15 protein-coding genes are annotated in these 18,067 nt (G+C 70.7%); 8 read left to right on the top strand and 7 right to left on the bottom strand.

Features of this window, described 5'->3' with window-relative positions:
• Positions 1-192 precede the first annotated feature (192 nt).
• On the bottom strand, positions 193-2,277 hold the full coding sequence (locus AAME72_RS18520; protein ID WP_348787995.1) for a DNA topoisomerase IV subunit B: 2,085 nt from the start codon (positions 2,275-2,277) through the stop codon (positions 193-195).
• A gap of 212 nt (positions 2,278-2,489) precedes the next feature.
• Between AAME72_RS18520 and AAME72_RS18525 the strand changes: the two genes are divergently transcribed.
• From AAME72_RS18525 to alr, 3 genes are read left to right on the top strand one after another with little or no spacing between them, the layout of a single operon-like run.
• The gene (locus tag AAME72_RS18525; protein ID WP_314147916.1) at positions 2,490-2,726 is read left to right on the top strand and encodes a hypothetical protein; all 237 of its coding nucleotides are present in this window, start codon (positions 2,490-2,492) and stop codon (positions 2,724-2,726) included.
• Between the two features lie 59 nt (positions 2,727-2,785).
• The gene (locus AAME72_RS18530) at positions 2,786-3,484 is read left to right on the top strand and encodes an alanine racemase C-terminal domain-containing protein (protein ID WP_348787996.1); all 699 of its coding nucleotides are present in this window, start codon (positions 2,786-2,788) and stop codon (positions 3,482-3,484) included.
• On the top strand, positions 3,481-4,557 hold the full coding sequence (gene alr / locus AAME72_RS18535) for an alanine racemase (RefSeq protein ID WP_348787997.1): 1,077 nt from the start codon (positions 3,481-3,483) through the stop codon (positions 4,555-4,557). The genes AAME72_RS18530 and alr overlap by 4 nt, the downstream gene beginning before the upstream one ends.
• A gap of 17 nt (positions 4,558-4,574) precedes the next feature.
• Here alr and AAME72_RS18540 read toward each other — a convergent pair whose 3' ends face one another.
• From AAME72_RS18540 to AAME72_RS18560, 5 genes are all read right to left on the bottom strand, one after another.
• The gene (locus AAME72_RS18540; protein WP_348787998.1) at positions 4,575-5,291 is read right to left on the bottom strand and encodes a cobyric acid synthase; all 717 of its coding nucleotides are present in this window, start codon (positions 5,289-5,291) and stop codon (positions 4,575-4,577) included.
• Positions 5,288-6,562: a MurT ligase domain-containing protein gene (locus AAME72_RS18545; protein WP_348787999.1), complete on the bottom strand. Its 1,275-nt coding sequence runs from the start codon at positions 6,560-6,562 to the stop codon at positions 5,288-5,290. The genes AAME72_RS18540 and AAME72_RS18545 overlap by 4 nt, the downstream gene beginning before the upstream one ends.
• A 4-nt stretch (positions 6,563-6,566) precedes the next feature.
• Entirely contained in the window at positions 6,567-7,940 is a 1,374-nt protein-coding gene (locus AAME72_RS18550) for an RNA polymerase sigma factor (RefSeq protein WP_348788000.1), read from the bottom strand.
• Between the two features lie 237 nt (positions 7,941-8,177).
• Positions 8,178-9,497, bottom strand: coding sequence for an MFS transporter (locus AAME72_RS18555; protein ID WP_348788001.1), 1,320 nt, complete (start codon positions 9,495-9,497; stop codon positions 8,178-8,180).
• A gap of 83 nt (positions 9,498-9,580) precedes the next feature.
• Positions 9,581-10,510 (bottom strand): PAC2 family protein, encoded by a 930-nt coding sequence (locus AAME72_RS18560; protein WP_348788002.1) that lies wholly within the window; start codon positions 10,508-10,510, stop codon positions 9,581-9,583.
• Positions 10,511-10,625: 115 nt separating this feature from the next.
• Between AAME72_RS18560 and AAME72_RS18565 the strand changes: the two genes are divergently transcribed.
• The 3 genes from AAME72_RS18565 to sucB all read left to right on the top strand — a co-directional run bounded on the left by AAME72_RS18565 (position 10,626) and on the right by sucB (position 15,174).
• The gene (locus AAME72_RS18565; protein ID WP_348788003.1) at positions 10,626-12,107 is read left to right on the top strand and encodes a leucyl aminopeptidase; all 1,482 of its coding nucleotides are present in this window, start codon (positions 10,626-10,628) and stop codon (positions 12,105-12,107) included.
• Between the two features lie 104 nt (positions 12,108-12,211).
• The gene (gene lpdA / locus AAME72_RS18570; protein ID WP_348788004.1) at positions 12,212-13,585 is read left to right on the top strand and encodes a dihydrolipoyl dehydrogenase; all 1,374 of its coding nucleotides are present in this window, start codon (positions 12,212-12,214) and stop codon (positions 13,583-13,585) included.
• 62 nt (positions 13,586-13,647) lie between these two features.
• A complete protein-coding gene (sucB, locus tag AAME72_RS18575) occupies positions 13,648-15,174 on the top strand; it encodes a 2-oxoglutarate dehydrogenase, E2 component, dihydrolipoamide succinyltransferase (protein ID WP_348788005.1) in 1,527 nt (508 codons plus the stop codon).
• Positions 15,175-15,241: 67 nt separating this feature from the next.
• Here sucB and AAME72_RS18580 read toward each other — a convergent pair whose 3' ends face one another.
• The gene (locus AAME72_RS18580) at positions 15,242-16,246 is read right to left on the bottom strand and encodes a hypothetical protein (RefSeq protein ID WP_348788006.1); all 1,005 of its coding nucleotides are present in this window, start codon (positions 16,244-16,246) and stop codon (positions 15,242-15,244) included.
• A gap of 128 nt (positions 16,247-16,374) precedes the next feature.
• Between AAME72_RS18580 and lipB the strand changes: the two genes are divergently transcribed.
• Both lipB and lipA read left to right on the top strand, forming a co-directional pair.
• On the top strand, positions 16,375-17,067 hold the full coding sequence (gene lipB, locus AAME72_RS18585; RefSeq protein ID WP_348788007.1) for a lipoyl(octanoyl) transferase LipB: 693 nt from the start codon (positions 16,375-16,377) through the stop codon (positions 17,065-17,067).
• On the top strand, positions 17,064-18,053 hold the full coding sequence (lipA, locus tag AAME72_RS18590; protein WP_348788008.1) for a lipoyl synthase: 990 nt from the start codon (positions 17,064-17,066) through the stop codon (positions 18,051-18,053). The genes lipB and lipA overlap by 4 nt, the downstream gene beginning before the upstream one ends.
• Positions 18,054-18,067: the final 14 nt, after the last annotated feature.

Genomic DNA, 18,067 nt, shown 5'->3' on the forward strand with positions numbered 1-18,067 from the left:
GTCCTCCCGAATCGGAGGAGAAGGGAGGAGGTTCGAGCCCATCTGGGCCCACGACTCCTCCCTTTCCGACCACCCCGAGTCATGGGCGCAACTCCGGAATCTCCACTCGACACGCCGACGAGACGTCCGGAACTCCGGACATCCCGGGCGAAAGGCCCGGTTCCTCCGGATGAACGAACGGCCGTCCGTCGCCTACGCGTCGATGCGCGCGCGGCTCAGGTCGTCGGCGCCCGCGATGATGAACTCCTTGCGCGGCGCGACCTCGTTGCCCATCAGCAGCTCGAACACGCGGCTCGCCGCCTCCGCGTCCGGAACGCGCACCCGGCGCAGCGTCCGGTGCTTGCGGTCCATGGTCGTGGTCGCCAGCTGGTCCGCGTCCATCTCGCCGAGACCCTTGTAGCGCTGGATCGGCTCCTGGTACTTCTTACCGCGCTTCTTCAGGTCGGCGAGAACCGCCTGCAGCTCCGCCTCCGAGTATGTGTAGATGGTCTCGTTCGGCTTCGAGCCCGGGTTCACCACGATGACGCGGTGCAGCGGCGGCACCGCCGCGAACACCCGGCCCTCCTCGATCATCGGGCGCATGTACCGGAAGAACAGCGTCAGCAGCAGCGTGCGGATGTGCGCACCGTCCACATCCGCGTCCGACATGATGATGACCTTGCCGTAGCGGGCCGACGACAGGTCGAACGACCGTCCCGAGCCGGCCCCGATCACCTGGATGATCGCCGCGCACTCCGCGTTCGAGAGCATGTCCGAGACGGACGCCTTCTGCACGTTGAGGATCTTGCCGCGGATGGGCAGCAGCGCCTGGTACTCGCTGTCGCGGGCGCGCCGGGCGGTGCCGAGGGCCGAGTCGCCCTCGACGATGAACAGCTCGCTGTTGGCGACGTCGCTCGAGCGGCAGTCGACGAGCTTCGCCGGCAGCGACGACGACTCCAGCGCGTTCTTCCTGCGCTGGGTCTCCTTGTGCGCGCGGGCGGAGATGCGGGACTTCATCTCGGCGACGACCTTGTCCAGCAGCAGCGCGGACTGCGCCTTGTCGTCGCGCTTGGACGAGCCGAAGCGCTCGGACATCGCCTTCTGGACGACGTTCGCGACGATGGCGCGAACCGCGGGGGTGCCGAGCACCTCCTTGGTCTGGCCCTCGAACTGCGGCTCCGGGAGGCGGACCGTGAGCACGGCCGTCAGCCCGGCCATCACGTCGTCCTTCTCGAGCTTGTCGTTGCCGACCTTCAGGCGCCGCGCATTCAGCTCCACCTGCTGGCGCAGGAACTTCAGCAGACCCTGGTCGAAGCCGGTCTGGTGGCTGCCGCCCTTCGGCGTGGCGATGATGTTCACGAACGAGCGCATGACGGTCTCGTAGCCGGTGCCCCAGCGCAGCGCGATGTCGACCTGGCAGTCCCGCCGCAGCTCCGTCGGCAGCATGGCGCCGCTGTCGGAGAGCACCGGCACCGTCTCGGTGAAGTGGCCCTCTCCGGTCAACCGCCACGTCTCGGTGAGCGGGCTGTCCGGGGCGAGGAAGTCGACGAACTCCGAGATGCCGCCCTCGTAGCGGAAGGTTGTCCTCTCGCCCTCGGGGCTGCGCTTGTCGTCGATGGTGATGCCGAGACCGGGAACGAGGAACGCGGTCTGCCTGGCCCGCCCGATCAGGTCGTCCACCGAGAAGGCGGCGCCCTTGGTGAAGATCTGGCGGTCGGCCCAATAGCGGATGCGCGTCCCGGTGACGCCGCGCTTCACCTTGCCGACGACCCGCAGCTCGCTGCCGCTGACGAACGGCGAGAACGTCGCGTCCGGGCTCGGGGTGGCGGAGCCGTCCTCGAAGACGCCCGGCTCACCGCGGTGGAACGACATGGCGTAGGTCTTCCCGTCGCGGTCGACCTCGACGTCGAGCCGCTCCGAAAGCGCGTTCACGACGGAGGCGCCGACGCCGTGCAGGCCACCAGAGGCGGCGTAGGACCCGGTGCCGAACTTGCCGCCGGCGTGCAGCTTGGTGAAGACGACCTCCACGCCGGTGAGGCCGGTCTTCGGCTCGACGTCGACGGGGATGCCGCGGGCGCTGTCGCGCACCTCGACGCTGTCGTCGGGGTGCAGGATGACCTCGATCTCGGTGCCGTGGCCGGCGAGGGCCTCGTCGACGGAGTTGTCGATGATCTCCCACAGGCAGTGCATGAGGCCGCGGGAGTCGGTCGAGCCGATGTACATGCCGGGGCGCTTGCGCACCGCCTCCAGTCCCTCCAGCACCGAGAGGTGTCTGGCGGAGTAGTCAGAGCTCGCCACGAGCGGTCCTCACCTTCCTTGCGCGACGCGCATCCGGGACACGTCGCAGACTCCAGCGTACGTGGCGGGCGCGGCAGCCTACGTCACCGACACCCAGCCCTCCGGTTCCTACGCGTTGAGCGAAATAGCAGGCAATCCGCGCCTCGCGGACGGGATTACGTGGTTCTATAGACGTACCGAAGACCTTCGGTTGCGACGGAAAGGAGCATCACATGTCGACCATCACCTCGGAGAACGGTGCTGTTGACGAGCTCGCATCGGGGCCGCAACTGACGGCTGCGGACCGTTGCGACAGCTGTGGAGCCCAGGCATACATCCGGGTCGTCGTGAACAACGGCGAGCTGCTGTTCTGCGCCCACCACGGCAAGAAGCACCAGGAGAAGCTGTCGCAGATCGCGCACAGCTGGCACGACGAGACCGCTCGTCTCTTCGAAGAGCAGCGCGCCTAGCGGCTGACGGACGGCGAACAGACGGACCGGCTGACGACGGGATGAGACCGAGCAGGGGCGTGCACAGGCGCGCCTTCGTCGACCTCGACGCGATCCGCCAGACCGCCCTCGCCTCCACCACCTCGCTCCCCGACTGCACCGCCGATCTCCGCGCGGACGCGTACGGACACGGGCTCATCCCCGTGGCACGCACGTTGACCGACGCGGGGGTCGGCGGTTTTCTCGTCTCCCGGATCGAGGACGCCGCGGCCATCGCGGACGACGGCATCCCGACCCGCGTCATCGTCGGCGACCCCGCGTCCGGTCCGCTGCTCGGCCCGGAGCTGTTCGGGCTCGACCCGACGCACCGCCACCCCGCCGCCATGCGGCTGGAGGCCGAGATCGTCGCGGTCAAGCGGATCGCCGCCGGCCGCGGCGTCTCCTACGGCTACACCTACCACACCGAGCGGCCGACCACTCTCGTGCTGGTCTCGCTCGGCTACGCCGACGGCATTCTGCGTGTCGCCTCCAACCGCGCGCCGGTGCTGGTCGGCGGCACCCGCGGCCGGATCACGGGCCGGATCGCGATGGACCAGTTCGTCGTCGACATCGGCGATGCCCAGGCGCGCCTCGGCGATCCGGTCGTCGTCTTCGGCGACGAGGGCCGCGGCGAGCCGACCGTCCTGGAGTGGGCGGACGCGATCGGCGTCGCCGCTCCCGTCATCACCAGCAGGCTCGGTCGCCGCATCGAGCGCGTGTACGAGAGGCCGGACGTATGACCATCGTGGACGCCGTTGCCGAGCCGCTCCCCCGCGCCGTCATCGACCTGGCGGCGCTGCGCCGCAACGTCGCGCACCTGAGCGCCCGGTTCGCACCGGCGGAGACCATGCTGGCCGTGAAGGCGGACGCGTACGGCCACGGGCTCCTCCCCATCGCGGAGGCAGGGCTCGAGGCCGGCGCGACCTCGCTCGCCGTGCTCGAGGTGCCCGCCGGGCTCGTGCTGCGGCGCGCAGGGATCGGCGTGCCGATCCTCGCGTGGCTGCACGGGGCGGACACGGACTGGCGCGCCGCGATCGAGGCGGACATCGAGCTCGGCGTCTCCGCGGTCTGGCAGTTGGAGGCCATCGCCGCGGCCGGCGCCGACCGACCCGCCGTGGTGCACCTGAAGGTGGACACCGGTCTCAGCCGCAACGGCGCGACCCGCGCCGACTGGCCGGGACTGGTGGATGCGGCGCTCGCGCTGCAGGAACGCGGCATCGTGCGCGTGCGCGCCGCCTGGTCGCACCTCGCCGACGCCTCCATCGCCGACGACGAGGCTGCCCTCGCCGAGTTCCGCGACGCGGTCGCGGAGGCGGAGCGCCACGGCGCCCGCTTCGAGGTGCTGCACCTGGCGGCCAGCTCCGCGGGCATCCGGATGCCGGAGGCGCGGTTCGATTTCGTGCGGCTCGGCATCGCCGCGTACGGCTTCTCCCCGTTCGACGACAGCACCGGCGCCGAGCTCGGGCTGGTCCCCGTCATGCGGCTGGAGGCTCCGGTGACGGAGGTCCACGTCGGCGGCACGACTCACGCGCGCATCGCGATCGGCTACGGCGACGGCGTCCCGACGCTCGGGATCGCCAAGACCACCGTGCTGCTGAACGGCCGCCACTGCCCGGTAATCGCCGTCGAGGTCGACCACATGCTGATCGACGCCGGAGCGGGCCGCGTGGCGGTCGGCGACACCGCCGTGCTGTTCGGCCCCGGCGACTCCGGCGAGGTCACGGCGGAGAAGTACGCCGACTGGGCCGAGACGATCGCCGACGAGATGGTCACCGGCGTGAGCGCCAGGGTCCCCCGCGTCTACGTCAGCTAGCGGCTAGCGCCTAGCGGCTAGAGCCCGACGCCGACCCGGTCGGCGATCGCGCGGCGCGCGTTGGTCGCGTACCGGTCCACGCGTTCCGTCTGGCTGACGGGGGGCAGCTCCGAGCGGAGCGCCTGGTTCAGGATCCGGTCGGCGAGCACCGGGTTCATCGGCAGCACCGGCCCGTGCAGGTGGGTGCCGATGGCGGAGCCGATGACGACGCCCTCGGTGCCGTCCCCGTTGCCGAAGCCGTGCTGGATGCGGCCGAGCGGCTCCGCTCCCTCCAGGGAGGTCGACGCGGAGTGGTTCTCGAACCCCGCCAGCGCCGTCCCGTCCGGCATGCGCACGACGACCTCGTCCACGTGCCGCTTCGCTCCGAGCGTCGCGCGGGTCGGGAAGACGCGCGCACCCGCGAGCCGCTCGCCCTCCGGGGTCGTCAGCTCGGCGCCGAGCAGCTGCCAGCCGCCGGCGATCGCGAGGAGGGGCACGCCCGCCTCCGCCCACTCGTGCAGGCGCGGTGCGATCCGCAGGACGTCGTCGTGGACGGCGCGCTGACCCGACAGCGGGCCCGACCCGATGTGGACGATGTCCACGCTCGCGGGCAGGTCACCGCCCGGCGCGTGCGCGACGACCTCGGACTCGATGCCGCGCCACCGGGCACGCTCGCAGAGCGCGAGGACGTTGCCGGCGTCGCCGTTGATCCCGAGCTCGCGCGGGTACAGGTGCAGGATGCGCAGCACGCTCATCGCTCGCCACCCTCCAGATCCAGGAAGCCGAGCTGCTTGCGGATCAGCATCATCTGCTCGTAGTTGACGATCATGGTCTTGGTGCCGCGCGACGGCTTCGGCAGCGCGAGGAAGCCCTGCAGCGCCGGCTTCAGCTCCGGCACCACCTGGTCCACGTCGATGCCGGCGTACGCGAAGCGGGTGGCGAACTGCCACGCCTTCGTTCCGGAGACGATGTCGACGTGCTCGAGCTTGGAGAGGTCGATGTCGTAGACCCAGGACGGGTCGGGCGTCCCCTCGTCCACCGCGACGAACACCTGCTCCGGCGCCTCGCTCAGGTAGTCGAGGTTCAGCTGCAGGCTCGGCGGGTTCTTCATCATGATGATCTCGATGTCCTCGTCGCCCACCCGGAGCGTCTCGCCGCGGCCGTAGACCGTGCGCAGCGCACCCATCGCGGCGACGACGGCGTTCGGCCGGAACCGGTCGCCGAGCAGGCGACGGGCCATCGCGGTCGCACCCGCCGCGTCCACCGCGTAGTGCAGGCCGCGAGCCGGGAGGCCGATGCGCACCGGCTCGCCGCCGATGGTCAGCTCCGCGCTCTGGGTCTCCAGCTTGGAGACGAACACGGCGGGAACGGGCAGCGCGCCCGCGGCGATCCCGGAGAGGTCCTTCACGTTGGCCAGGCCGTTCGGCGACGACTCGATGATGGACGGCGCGACAGCGAACGTCGAGACATCCCTGCCCTCGCCGGCGAGGGCGGCGCCGACGCGGGCGAGGGAGTCGTCGTCCGCGTTCACGACGACGAACTCCGAGGAGCGCTCCGCGATCGTCCGCAGCATCCCGATCACCCTGGTCGGCTCGAAGAACCGGTTGAGCTGGTCGATCTGCACGTTCAGCAACAGCGACCCGCGCGGCTTCAGCACCGTGGCGAGGTCGACGCCGTACGCCTCGTCCACCTCGATCACACCGACGTCGCCGCGCACGTAGCCGTCGAGCGGCACGTCGGCGAGCAGCGCCGAGGCGATGCCCTGCGGGAGGTTGCCCCCCGACGGGTTCGTGAAGACGTTCAGGCCGTGCTCGCGCAGGATGGCCGTGAGCATGTTCGTCGTCGTGGACTTGCCGTTGGAGCCGGAGACGAACACGACGCCGAGCGGGAGCCTCGAGACCGCGCGCTCGAGGAACTTCGGGGCGATCGCGAGCGCGACCCTCCCCGGCACCGCGGAGCCGCCTCCCCGCAGGCGCAGAAGCCAGCGGGCGAGGCGGCCGGCGATGACCGCCAGTCGATACCGCACAGGTTTACTCGAGGTAGTCGCGCAGCGACTGCGAGCGGGACGGGTGACGCAGCTTCGCCATCGTCTTCGACTCGATCTGACGGATCCGCTCACGCGTCACGCCGAAGGTGTCGCCGATCTGGTCGAGCGTCTTCGGCATCCCGTCGCCCAGGCCGAAGCGCATGCGGATCACGCCCGCCTCGCGCTCGGACAGGGAGTCGAGCAGGCTCTCCAGCTGCTTCTGCAGCATGGTGAAGCCGACCGCGTCGGCCGGGACGACCGCCTCGGTGTCCTCGATGAGGTCGCCGAACTCGCTGTCGCCGTCCTCGCCGAGCGGCGTGTGCAGCGAGATGGGCTCGCGACCGTACTTCTGCACCTCGATGACCTTCTCCGGGGTCATGTCGAGTTCCTTCGACAGCTCTTCCGGAGTGGGCTCGCGGCCGAGGTCCTGCAGCATCTGGCGCTGGACGCGGGCGAGCTTGTTGATGACCTCGACCATGTGCACCGGGATGCGGATGGTGCGGGCCTGGTCGGCCATCGCGCGGGTGATCGCCTGGCGGATCCACCACGTCGCGTAGGTCGAGAACTTGAAGCCCTTGGTGTAGTCGAACTTCTCGACCGCGCGGATCAGACCCAGGTTGCCCTCCTGGATGAGGTCGAGGAACTGCATGCCGCGACCCGTGTAGCGCTTGGCGAGCGAGACCACGAGGCGGAGGTTGGCGCCGAGCAGGTGGCTCTTCGCGCGCTGGCCGTCGCGGGCCACCCACTTGAGCTCGCGCTCGAGCTCCTTGGTCATCCCCTGCGAGTTGGCGAGCTTGTCCTCCGCGAACAGGCCGGCCTCGATGCGCATCGCGAGCTCGACCTCCTCCGCCGCGTTCAGCAGCGGAACCTTGCCGATCTGCTTGAGGTAGTCCTTGACGGGGTCGGCGGTCGCGCCGGTGATCGTGGTCGAGTAGACAGGGATGTCGTCGTCCTCGTCCACGGCGCGCAGCACGAGCGCGTCGGTCGGGAGCGGAGCGTCTGCCGCGGCCTGCACGGCGGCGGCCTCGCCCTTCGGGCCGGGCGCGCCAGCCTCACCGGACTCGTCCGTCTCGTCGGCCTCGTCGCTGTCGTCCGCGTCGTCGGCTGCGGTGTCGTCGGCGACCTCTGCCGTCTCGTCGTCCGCGTCGATCTCGATCTCGGCGTCCTCGTCGACGTCGTCGTCCTCGTCGCCGCCCTTGGGCTTGCTCGCGCCCTTCTTGGCGGCGGCCGTCTTCGTGCCCGCCTTCTTGGCAGCGGGCTTCTTGGGAGCGGCCTTCTTGGCCGGGGCGGCTGCCGTGGCGCCGGCCACGGTCTCCTCGACCGCTTCGGCGTCGGCGGACGTCGCCGCCGGCGCCTTCGTAGCTGCACGGGTTGCCATGTGAACACCTTTCATACCGAGGCTTGCGGGACCGGGCTGCACCGGCCGCGGGCCTGGCTGAGGTCGCGTGCGGACATTACTAAGACCCATGTCAAGTCCTGGGTTGTCGCGCCGGGCACCATCGAGTGCTCCGACCCACAGGAAATGAACGGGTCCAGATTCCAATTATTGCACGTTCTGCGCCGCGTCCCGACCAGGAGAACCGATCGGATCGCACCGGATGCCGGGATCATCTCCCTAGGCTCGGCGCCCCCTCCGCCAGACGTCGACAAGTGCAACCCACAGAGGGGCCACTTCTATTCCCTCCTCCTCCTGCATCCGACGCCGCGTGCGGCGCCGGGCGTGCACGAGGAAGGCGACGCCGATCCCGATGATGACGTACTGGATCGCGAACGCCCAGCGGAACGAGTCGAGCGCATAGAGACCAGCGGTGGTGTGCGCCGTGTTCTGCGCATCGAGGGCGAGACCGATGAGGAACATCATCACGAAGCTCGCGAGGAACCCGCCGACGTTCACGATCCCGTTCGCCGACCCGAGGCTGTGCAGCGGGTTGGAGGTGCGGGCGAAGTCGAAGCCGATGAGCGACCCGGGGCCGCCGATCCCGATCGCCACCAGCACCAGGACCAGCAACCAGGTCGGCGGGACGCCGGGCCAGAGCAGTAGCAGCGCCCAGACGGCACCCATCATCGCGACGATCGCGAGCACCAGGTTGCTGCGGCGCAGCGGGAAGCGCGCAGTCAGGAGTCCCAGGATGGGGCCGGCGATGAGGCCGGCGACGACGGAGACGATGATCAGACCGGACGCCTCCGCCGGCGGCAGGCCGAGGGCGAACACCATGAACGGCAGTCCCCACATCAGGTTGAACACCGTCCCGGAGGACTGCGTGACGAAGTGCGACCAGAAGCCGAGCTGGGTGCCGGGACGCGCCAGGCTGATCCGCAGCTGCCGGAGGGACTCGCCCCACGTGGCGGGCCGTGGTCCCTCCGTCGATCCCACCGGCCGATCGCTGATCGCGACGACGATGCCGATGACGGCGATGACGGAGAGCGAGGCGGCGGTCAAGAACGCGGTCGTCCATCCCGCCTGGTGCAGCAGCAGCGCGAACGGAACGGCCGAGAGCACCTGTCCGAGCTGACCGATGTTGCCGATCCACTGGGAGAGCTGCGGGACGAGCCTGCCGCGGAACCACGAGTTGATCAGCCGCATCAGCGAGGTGAAGACGGTGGCGTCCCCCGCTCCGACGAGCACACGGCCGAGGATGGCGACGGCGATCGTCGGCGCGAACGCCACGGTCACCTGGCCGATCACCATCAGCACGGTGCCGACGAGCATGAGGGTGCGGGAGCCGACCCTGTCGATGAGGACCCCGACCGGGATCTGCATGGCGGCGTACACGATCAGCTGCACGACGGCCATCGACGAGAGCACCGCCGCCGACACGTGGAAGCGCTCGGTGGCGGCGACGCCGGCAACGCCGATGCTGGTGCGCTGCATGACCGCGATCAGATAGGCGAAGACGCCGATCCCGAAGATGACCCAGGATCGACGCGAATTCACCGCACGATCCTACCTCCGCGTACGGAGGCGTCCCCGGGGGCGCATCGGGATGGCCGGACGTGGCCCGGCGCGTGCCCGCGCCGTCAGCGGTCGGTGCGCGGGTTGTCCTCGTCGCCGTGCCGGCGGAACGCGAGGAAGTTCTCCAGCTCGGCCGCGATCTCGTCTGCGCTGGGCAGAGCGCCCTCGCTGTCGGTCAGCGGGGAGCGCAGCTGGTTGTCCTCCATATAGGAGTCGTGCCGCTCCTCCAGGGTGCCGACCAGCTTGCCGAGCTCCGCGTTGCCCGCCACCTGCTCGTCGATGTTGGCGACGAACTCGCGGTCCTCCTCGCGGAGCCGGTCGGTCGGGAAGATGAGACCGGTCGCGGCGCTGATGCTGTCGAGGCCGGCGATCGCGGCCGCGGGGTACTCGGTGTCCGCGAGGTAGTGCGGGACGAGCAGCACGAAGCCCGCGATCGGGTACGACAGCTGCTGGAGGCGGTACTCCAGAAGGTGCAGCGCGTTCGCAGGCACCTGGGTCTGCGGCTTCCAGATCGACATCGTCTCGATCAGCTCGCGGCGGTTTCCGCTGACGGTGACGCCGATGGGACGCGTGTGCGGAACCGGCATCGGGATGGAGTGCACCCACGTCACGCTCTTCACGCCGAACCGCTCGATCAGGCCGAGCACGGCCTCGGAGAACGCCTCCCAGCGGAAGTCGGGCTCGAACCCGGACAGCAGCAGGAACGGCTGGCGGAGCTCGTCGTACATCAGGTACAGCTTCAGCGTCGCGGGCTGGTAGTCGGCCAGGTGGTCCTGGTCGAAGTAGATGATGGGACGGCGGGCGCGGTAGTCGAGCAGGATGTCCGCGTCGAAGGTCGCCACGACCTCGCTGTCCAGCGTGCCGAGCAGGTAGGTGCCGAGCTGGCTCACACCGGAGCCTGCGTCCGCGAAGCCGGTGAGCCCGGCCACGAGCGGAAGCCCGTCCGGGACCTCCACGGCCGGATTCAGCTCGAACAGTTCGCCGGGGTCTCGCATGTTTCAACTCTAGGCCGCGGTCCACGCCGTGGTGCCGCGCTCCGGCCCTGTCCCAGCACGCCCACAGCGAACAGCCGACCGCCCCGCGCGCTGCGCAGCGGATAGGGTCGAGAGCATGACGGTTCCCGCGCTCTCGCTCTCCTCCGCTTCCTCCTCGTCCGCCGCCGTCCGCGTCATCGGCGCGCGCTCCGGCCGCGACGGCATCGTCGTCCTCACGGCCGGCGCGCCCGACGGCCTCTCCGGCCAGCTCGCCGCCGTCGGCTTCTCCGGCGGCAAGGACGAGCTGGTTCGCCTGCCCGGCTCCGCGGACGGGAACCCGCTCGCCGTCGTCGGACTGCCGGACGAGCTGGACGAGGACGCGCTCCGCTACGCGGCGGGCACGGCGATCCGCCAGCTCGCGGGCGTCGACTCGGTGGCCGTCGACCTCCCGACCGAGAGCGACGAGCAGCTCGGCGCCGTCCTGGAGGGCGCCGCCCTCGGCTCCTATTCCTTCACGGACTACCGCGAGAAGAGCCGCGCGGGGGCCAAGCCGCCCGTCGCCGCTGTAGAGGTCATCGGGACCTCCGGCCGCGCAGACGAGCTCGTGGCGCACGCCGTCGCCGTCGCCGAGGCGGTCTCGCTGGTCAAGGACCTCGTCAACATGCCGCCGATCGACCTCTACCCCGCCACCTTCGCCGAGCGCGCCCGTGATGCGGCGGACGGCCTGCCGGTCGAGCTCACCGTCTGGGACGAGCAGCGGCTCGCCGACGACGGCTTCGGCGGCATCCTCGGCGTCGGCCAGGGCTCGACCCGTCCGCCGCGGCTGGTGAAAGTGGACTATTCGCCCGCCGGCGCCGAGAAGCACCTGGCGCTCGTCGGCAAGGGCATCACCTTCGACTCCGGCGGCCTCTCGCTCAAGCCGCCGTCGGGCATGGTCGGCATGAAGTACGACATGACCGGCGCAGCGACCGTCCTCGCCGTCGCGCTCGCCGCCGCCCGGCTGGAGCTGCCGGTGCGGGTGACAGCGTGGCTGTGTCTTGCCGAGAACATGCCGTCCGGCTCGGCGATCCGCCCGAACGACGTGCTGCGGATGCGCGGCGGACGCACGGTCGAGGTGCTGAACACCGACGCCGAGGGCCGACTTGTGCTCGCCGACGGCCTCGTCGCCGCGAGCGAGGAGCACCCGGACGCGATCGTCGACGTCGCGACGCTGACCGGCGCGGCGATGGTCGCGCTCGGCACCCGGTACGCCGCCGTGATGGGGTCCGACGATCTCGTCGGGGACGTCATCGGCGCGGCGAAGGCGAGCGGGGAGCTGCTCTGGCCGATGCCCCTGGCCGCGGAGCTGCGCGCGACCATCAACTCCGAGGTCGCCGACATCGCGAACGCGAACCCGGGCAACACCGCGGGCGGGATGCTGCTCGCCGGCGTGTTCCTGCAGGAGTTCATCGGCCGCACCTCCGAGGCGGACGACGCGCCGCGCATCCCGTGGGCCCACCTCGACATCGCCGGACCGGCGAAGGGCCCCGCGTCGCCGTACGGCTTCACCGGCAAGGGGCCGTCCGCCGTCAGCGTACGGGCGCTCGTCCGTTTGGCCGAGACCATTTCCGGGAAGTAGTAGGGTCGTATAGGCGGGAAAATCCTGCCCATGTAACCCCTGCCCGGAGCCACCCCTCGGGGCAGGATCGTGTCACGAATCCTGATGCGCGAGGGAGTAGCTGGGTGTCTGAGCAGAACTTTGACATTGTGGTGCTCGGCGGTGGGAGTGGAGGCTACGCAGCGGCGCTGCGTGCGGCCGAGCTCGGTTTCACCGTCGGCATGATCGAGAAGGACAAGGTCGGCGGCACCTGCCTGCACCGCGGCTGCATCCCGACCAAGGCGCTGCTGCACGCGGCCGAAGTCGCGGACTATTCGCGGGAGTCCGCCAAGTACGGAATCATCACCCAGCTCCAGGGCATCGACATCAACGGTGTCACCGAGTACCGCCAGAGCATCATCGCCAAGAAGTACAAGGGCCTGCAGGGCCTGGTGAAGGCCCGGGGCATCACGGTGATCGAGGGCGAGGGACGTCTCGTCTCCCCCACCACCGTGCAGGTCGGCGAGGACACGATCGTCGGCAAGAACGTCATCCTGGCAACCGGCTCCTACTCGCGGTCGCTTCCCGGCCTCGAGATCGGCGGCCGTGTGATCACCAGCGAGCAGGCGCTCGAGCTGGACTTCGTGCCGAAGAAGGTCGCCGTGCTCGGCGGCGGTGTGATCGGCGTCGAGTTCGCCAGCGTCTGGAAGTCGTTCGGCGCCGAGGTGACCATCATCGAGGCCCTTCCGCACCTGGTCCCGAACGAGGACGAGTCGATCAGCAAGTCGCTCGAGCGCGCGTTCCGCCGCCGCGGCATCGACTACAAGCTCGGCGTGCGCTTCTCCGGCGTCACCCAGAACGAGAACGGCGTCGTCGTCTCGCTCGAGAACGGCGAGACCGTCGAGGCCGAGCTGCTGCTCGTCGCCGTCGGCCGTGGCCCGCTCACCGCCGGTCTCGGCTACGAGGAGGTCGGCATCACGCTCGACCGCGGCTTCGTCATCACGAACGAGCGTCTCGCGACCAACATCCCGGGCGTCTACGCCGTCGGCGACATCGTCCCCGGCCTGCAGCTCGCGCACCGCGGCTTCCAGCAGGGCATCTTCGTGGCCGAGGAGATCGCGGGGCTGAACCCCGTCGTCGTCCCCGACGTCAACATCCCGAAGGTCACCTACTGCGATCCGGAGGTCGCCTCCATCGGCCTCACCGAGGCCAAGGCCGTCGACCAGTACGGCGCGGACAAGGTCAGCAGCTACGACTACAGCCTCGCCGGCAACGGCAAGAGCGAGATCATCGGCACCAGCGGCACCGTCAAGGTGGTCCGCGTCAACGACGGCCCCGTCGTCGGCGTGCACATGATCGGCGCGCGCGTGGGCGAGCTCATCGGCGAGGCGCAGCTCGCGGTGAACTGGGAGGCGTACCCGGAGGACATCGCGCCGTTCATCCACGCGCACCCCACGCAGAACGAGTCGCTGGGTGAGGCCTTCCTGTACCTCGCGGGCAAGCCGCTGCACACCCTCTAGTCCGTCCGCCGCGGAAGCGGCAATAAGCTACTGAACGATCAGGTTTTGAAGGAGAGAAGCTCATGAGCGAATCCGTCAGCCTCCCGGCACTCGGTGAGAGTGTCACGGAAGGCACGGTCACCCGCTGGCTGAAGAACGTTGGCGACCGTGTCGAGGTGGACGAGCCCCTGCTCGAAGTCTCGACCGACAAGGTCGACACCGAGATCCCGTCGCCCGTCGCGGGCGTCGTCGAGGCGATCCTGGTGCAGGAGGACGAGACGGTCGAGGTGGGCACCCCGCTCGTGACCATCGGCGACGGCTCCGGCTCGGGCGCTGCGCCCGAGGCGGCCGCTCCCGAGGCTGCGGCTCCGGCTGAGGCTGCTGCTCCGGCTCAGGAGGCGGCTCCCGCTCAGGAGGCGGCTCCCGCTCAGGAGGCGCCGGCTGCTCCCGCTCCCGCTCCCGCTGCCCCGGCCCAGGAGGCTCCGGCTGCTCCCGCCCCCGCTCAGGAGGCTCCGGCTGCTGCTCCGGCCCCAGCTCAGGAGGCTCCGGCCGCTGCTCCGGCCCCGGCTCAGGAGGCACCCGCCGCTCCGGCCGCTGCCGCTCCGGCCCCCGCGGCTGCTCCGGCCCCTGCGGCTGCTGCTCCGGCCCCCGCCGCCACTCCGGCCCCCGCGGCTGCTGCCCCGGCCCCGGCCGCCGGTGGCGCGCACGCCGGCAACGCCGGCTACGTGACCCCGATCGTCCGCAAGCTCGCCAACGAGCAGGGCGTCGACCTGTCCACGGTCACCGGCACCGGTGTCGGCGGACGCATCCGCAAGGAGGACATCCTCAGCGCAGCGGCCCCCGCCGCCGCTCCGGCTGCCGCCCCCGCCGCCGCCCCGGCCGCCGAGGTCTCGCCGCTGCGTGGCACGACCCAGCCGATGTCGCGTCTGCGCAAGGTCGTCGCCGAGCGCGCGGTCGTGTCGATGCAGTCGACCGCCCAGCTCACCTCGGTCGTCGAGGTGGACGTCACCAAGGTCGCGGCGCTCCGCGACCGCGTGAGGGGCGACTTCCAGGCCAAGACCGGCGTCAAGCTCTCCTTCCTGCCGTTCTTCGCCCTGGCCGCGGCCGAGGCGCTGAAGACCTACCCCGTCATCAACGCCACCGTCGACGGCGACAGCATCGTGTACCCGGACCACGAGAACATCTCGATCGCGGTCGACACCGAGCGCGGCCTGCTGACGCCGGTCATCCGCAACGCGTCCGACCTCGACATCGCCCAGCTCGCGGCAGAGATCGCGGACCTCGCCGGCCGCACGCGCGACAACCGCCTGAAGCCGGACGAGCTCGCCGGCGGCACGTTCACGCTGACCAACACCGGTTCGCGCGGCGCGCTGTTCGACACTCCCCTGGTCTTCCTCCCGCAGGTCGCCATCCTCGGCACCGGCATCGTGACGAAGAAGCCGGTCGTCGTCTCGGCCGACGGCAGCGACTCGATCGCCATCCGCTCGACCGTCTACCTCGCCCTGTCGTACGACCACCGGATCGTCGACGGCGCGGACGCGGCGCGCTTCCTCGTCGCGGTCAAGAACCGCCTCGAGGGCGGCGACTTCGAGGGCAGCCTCGGCATCTGACGCCCGGCGTCGATCGACGCAGCCGACGGAACGGCCCCGCTCCCCACCGGAGCGGGGCCGTTCCGCGTCATCCCGCGGACCCGGGACCGGCCTCCGCAGGCATCAGCACGAGCACGACCACGGCGACCACGATCGGGGCCGATCCGATCAGGACGAGCATCGGCCGGGCGCGCAGCCAGCCGGTGACCGCCGCGAGCAGGCCAGCGAGTGGACGGCCGTCCAGCGCGGCCATCGCGGCCTCCACGAGCGCTCCGACACCACGCCCCTGGTTGCCCGACCGCTGCACGCTCGACCGATCTCCCGGCCGGGGAACCGGTGTCCCCGCACCTGCTCCGCCGCCCTCGGGCAGCATCACCGCGGCCGGGGCTGCGGTGTTCAGGATGGCGACGACCACCGCGTCCCATTCCCCGCCGTCGAGAGCGGCGTCGACGGTCAGGTACAGGGCCTGGCCTCCGCCGTCGCCGACCGCGCCGCACACGGCCCGGACGAACGCCCGGTACTCGCGCCGGTCATCGCGCGCGATCTCGGCCGTCCACGGTCGCACGGTGTCCATCCTGACCAGCAGTGGGCAGCCGTCCGCCCGGAAGGCGACCGCCTCCGTGCTCGGCACCGCGCCCGCCCATCCGGCCGCATGCAGGTGAGCCAGCGCCCGGGCCATGGCGAGCAGGATCGTCGCCGCCTCGCCCGACCCGATCCCGACACGCGCGGCGAGCAGCGCGTTCAGCGTCCCTCCCCGGGCGTGCGGCAGCAGCACCGACGAGATCGTCCGGCCCCGCTCCACCCGCGCGCTCGGCTCGTCGAGCGGGGTGGGCACATACTCCGATCCAGCCGCGCGGCGTGCCCGGCACTCCTCCGCGAGCGGCTGCCCGCCCGCCGCCTCGTCCCGGAGCCGGAGCAGCGCGGGCTCCGCCAGGTCGTCACCCGCAACGAGCACGCTGTGCTCCCTCGGCCCGGCCCGTGGCAACGCACCGGTCGGCTCCGGCAGGACCCTCAGGCGCCGCGCTCCGGCCGCGGCGCGGGCCTGCTTCGTCCAGTCCGGCGGCGGGGTCCGGGATCGGCGTCCAGTGCTCATGTATCCATCGAAGCGCGCGGAAGCGTGAGCCACCGCGCACGCCCGAAAGATGTGGATGCCCTGGCGCAGATCGTCGGCTGTGCAGGAGCCATTCGACTTTCTAGACTGAGTCCACATAGGATGCGGATATGATCACCTACGACGTGACGGGGCTCGGTCCCTCCACCGTTCCGTACGACGTGGCTCTCCGACAGCAGCGTGCGATCCACGCGGATGTCGTCGCCGGCCGCGCGACGGACACCGTCCTCCTCCTCGAACACGACTCCGTCTACACCGCAGGCAAGCGCACCGACGACGACGAACGACCGACCGACGGCACGCCCGTGATCGACGTGGACCGCGGCGGCAAGATCACCTGGCACGGCCCGGGCCAGCTCGTCGGCTATCCGCTCCTGCGCCTGGAGGAGCCGATCGACGTCGTCGGCTACGTGCGCCGGCTGGAGTCCGTGCTCATCGCGGTGCTCGCCGAGCTCGGCGTGCCCGGCGAACGCGTCGACGGCCGCTCGGGGGTCTGGCTGCGCGGCCACACCGGCGCTCCGGACGAGAAGATCGCCGCGATCGGGATCCGCGTCGCCGAGGGCGTGACCATGCACGGCTTCGCCCTGAACTGCTCGAACGCGCTCGACCCCTATGAGCACATCGTCGCGTGCGGCATCCGCGACGCGGGTGTCACGACGATCTCGCGCGTCCTCGGGCGCACGGTGACGCCGAGCGAGGTCGCGCCGCTGGTGCAGGCGGCCTTCGATCGTGAGTTCGACCGCGAACCCGACGTCGCCGCCGTGCGGGCGTCCGCCGCCGAGCGCACGGAGACCGCCGCGTGAGCGCCGCACCCGAGGGGCGCCGGATGCTGCGCCTCGAGGTCCGCAACGCCCAGACGCCGATCGAGCGCAAACCCGAGTGGATCAAGACGCGCGCGAAGATGGGCCCCGAATACCGGCAGCTGCACGGCCTGGTGAAGTCCGAGGAGCTGCACACCGTCTGCCAGGAGGCCGGCTGCCCGAACATCTACGAGTGCTGGGAGGACAGGGAGGCCACGTTCCTCATCGGGGGCTCGCAGTGCACCAGGCGCTGCGACTTCTGCCAGATCGACACCGGCAAGCCCGCCGAGTTCGACAGGGACGAACCGCGCAGGGTCGCCGAGTCGGTGGCGCGGATGGGGCTGCGCTACTCCACCGTCACCGGCGTCGCCCGCGACGACCTCCCCGACGAGGGCTCGTGGCTGTACGCCGAAACCATCCGCGAAATCCATCGGCAGAGCCCCGGCACCGGCGTCGAGATCCTGGTGCCCGACTTCTCCGGCAACCCGGACCACCTCGGCGAGGTCTTCTCCGCGCGCCCGGAGGTGTTCGCCCACAACGTCGAGACCGTCCCGCGCATCTTCAAGCGCATCCGCCCGGCCTTCCGCTACGACCGCTCGCTGGATGTGCTCACCCAGGGACGCGCCGCCGGCCTGATCACGAAGTCGAACCTCATCCTCGGGATGGGCGAGGAGCGCGCCGAGGTCAGCCAGGCCCTGCGCGACCTGCACGACGCCGGGACCGACATCATCACGATCACCCAGTACCTGCGGCCGAGCCCTCGCCACCTCCCGGTCGCACGCTGGGTGCATCCGGACGAGTTCGTCGAGCTGAAGGCCGAGGCGGAGGAGATCGGCTTCCTCGGCGTGCTGGCCGGTCCCCTGGTGCGCTCGTCGTACCGCGCCGGGCGCCTGTGGGCGCAGTCGATGCGCGCCAAGGGCCGCGAGATCCCGGCCGAGCTGCGGCCGCTGGTCGACGCCTCGCTCGGCTTCGCACAGGCCGTCTCGTGACCTGCTCTGCCGCC

The sequence above is a fragment of the Leifsonia sp. NPDC080035 genome (assembly GCF_040050925.1).
In the GTDB taxonomy this organism is placed as follows: domain Bacteria; phylum Actinomycetota; class Actinomycetes; order Actinomycetales; family Microbacteriaceae; genus Leifsonia.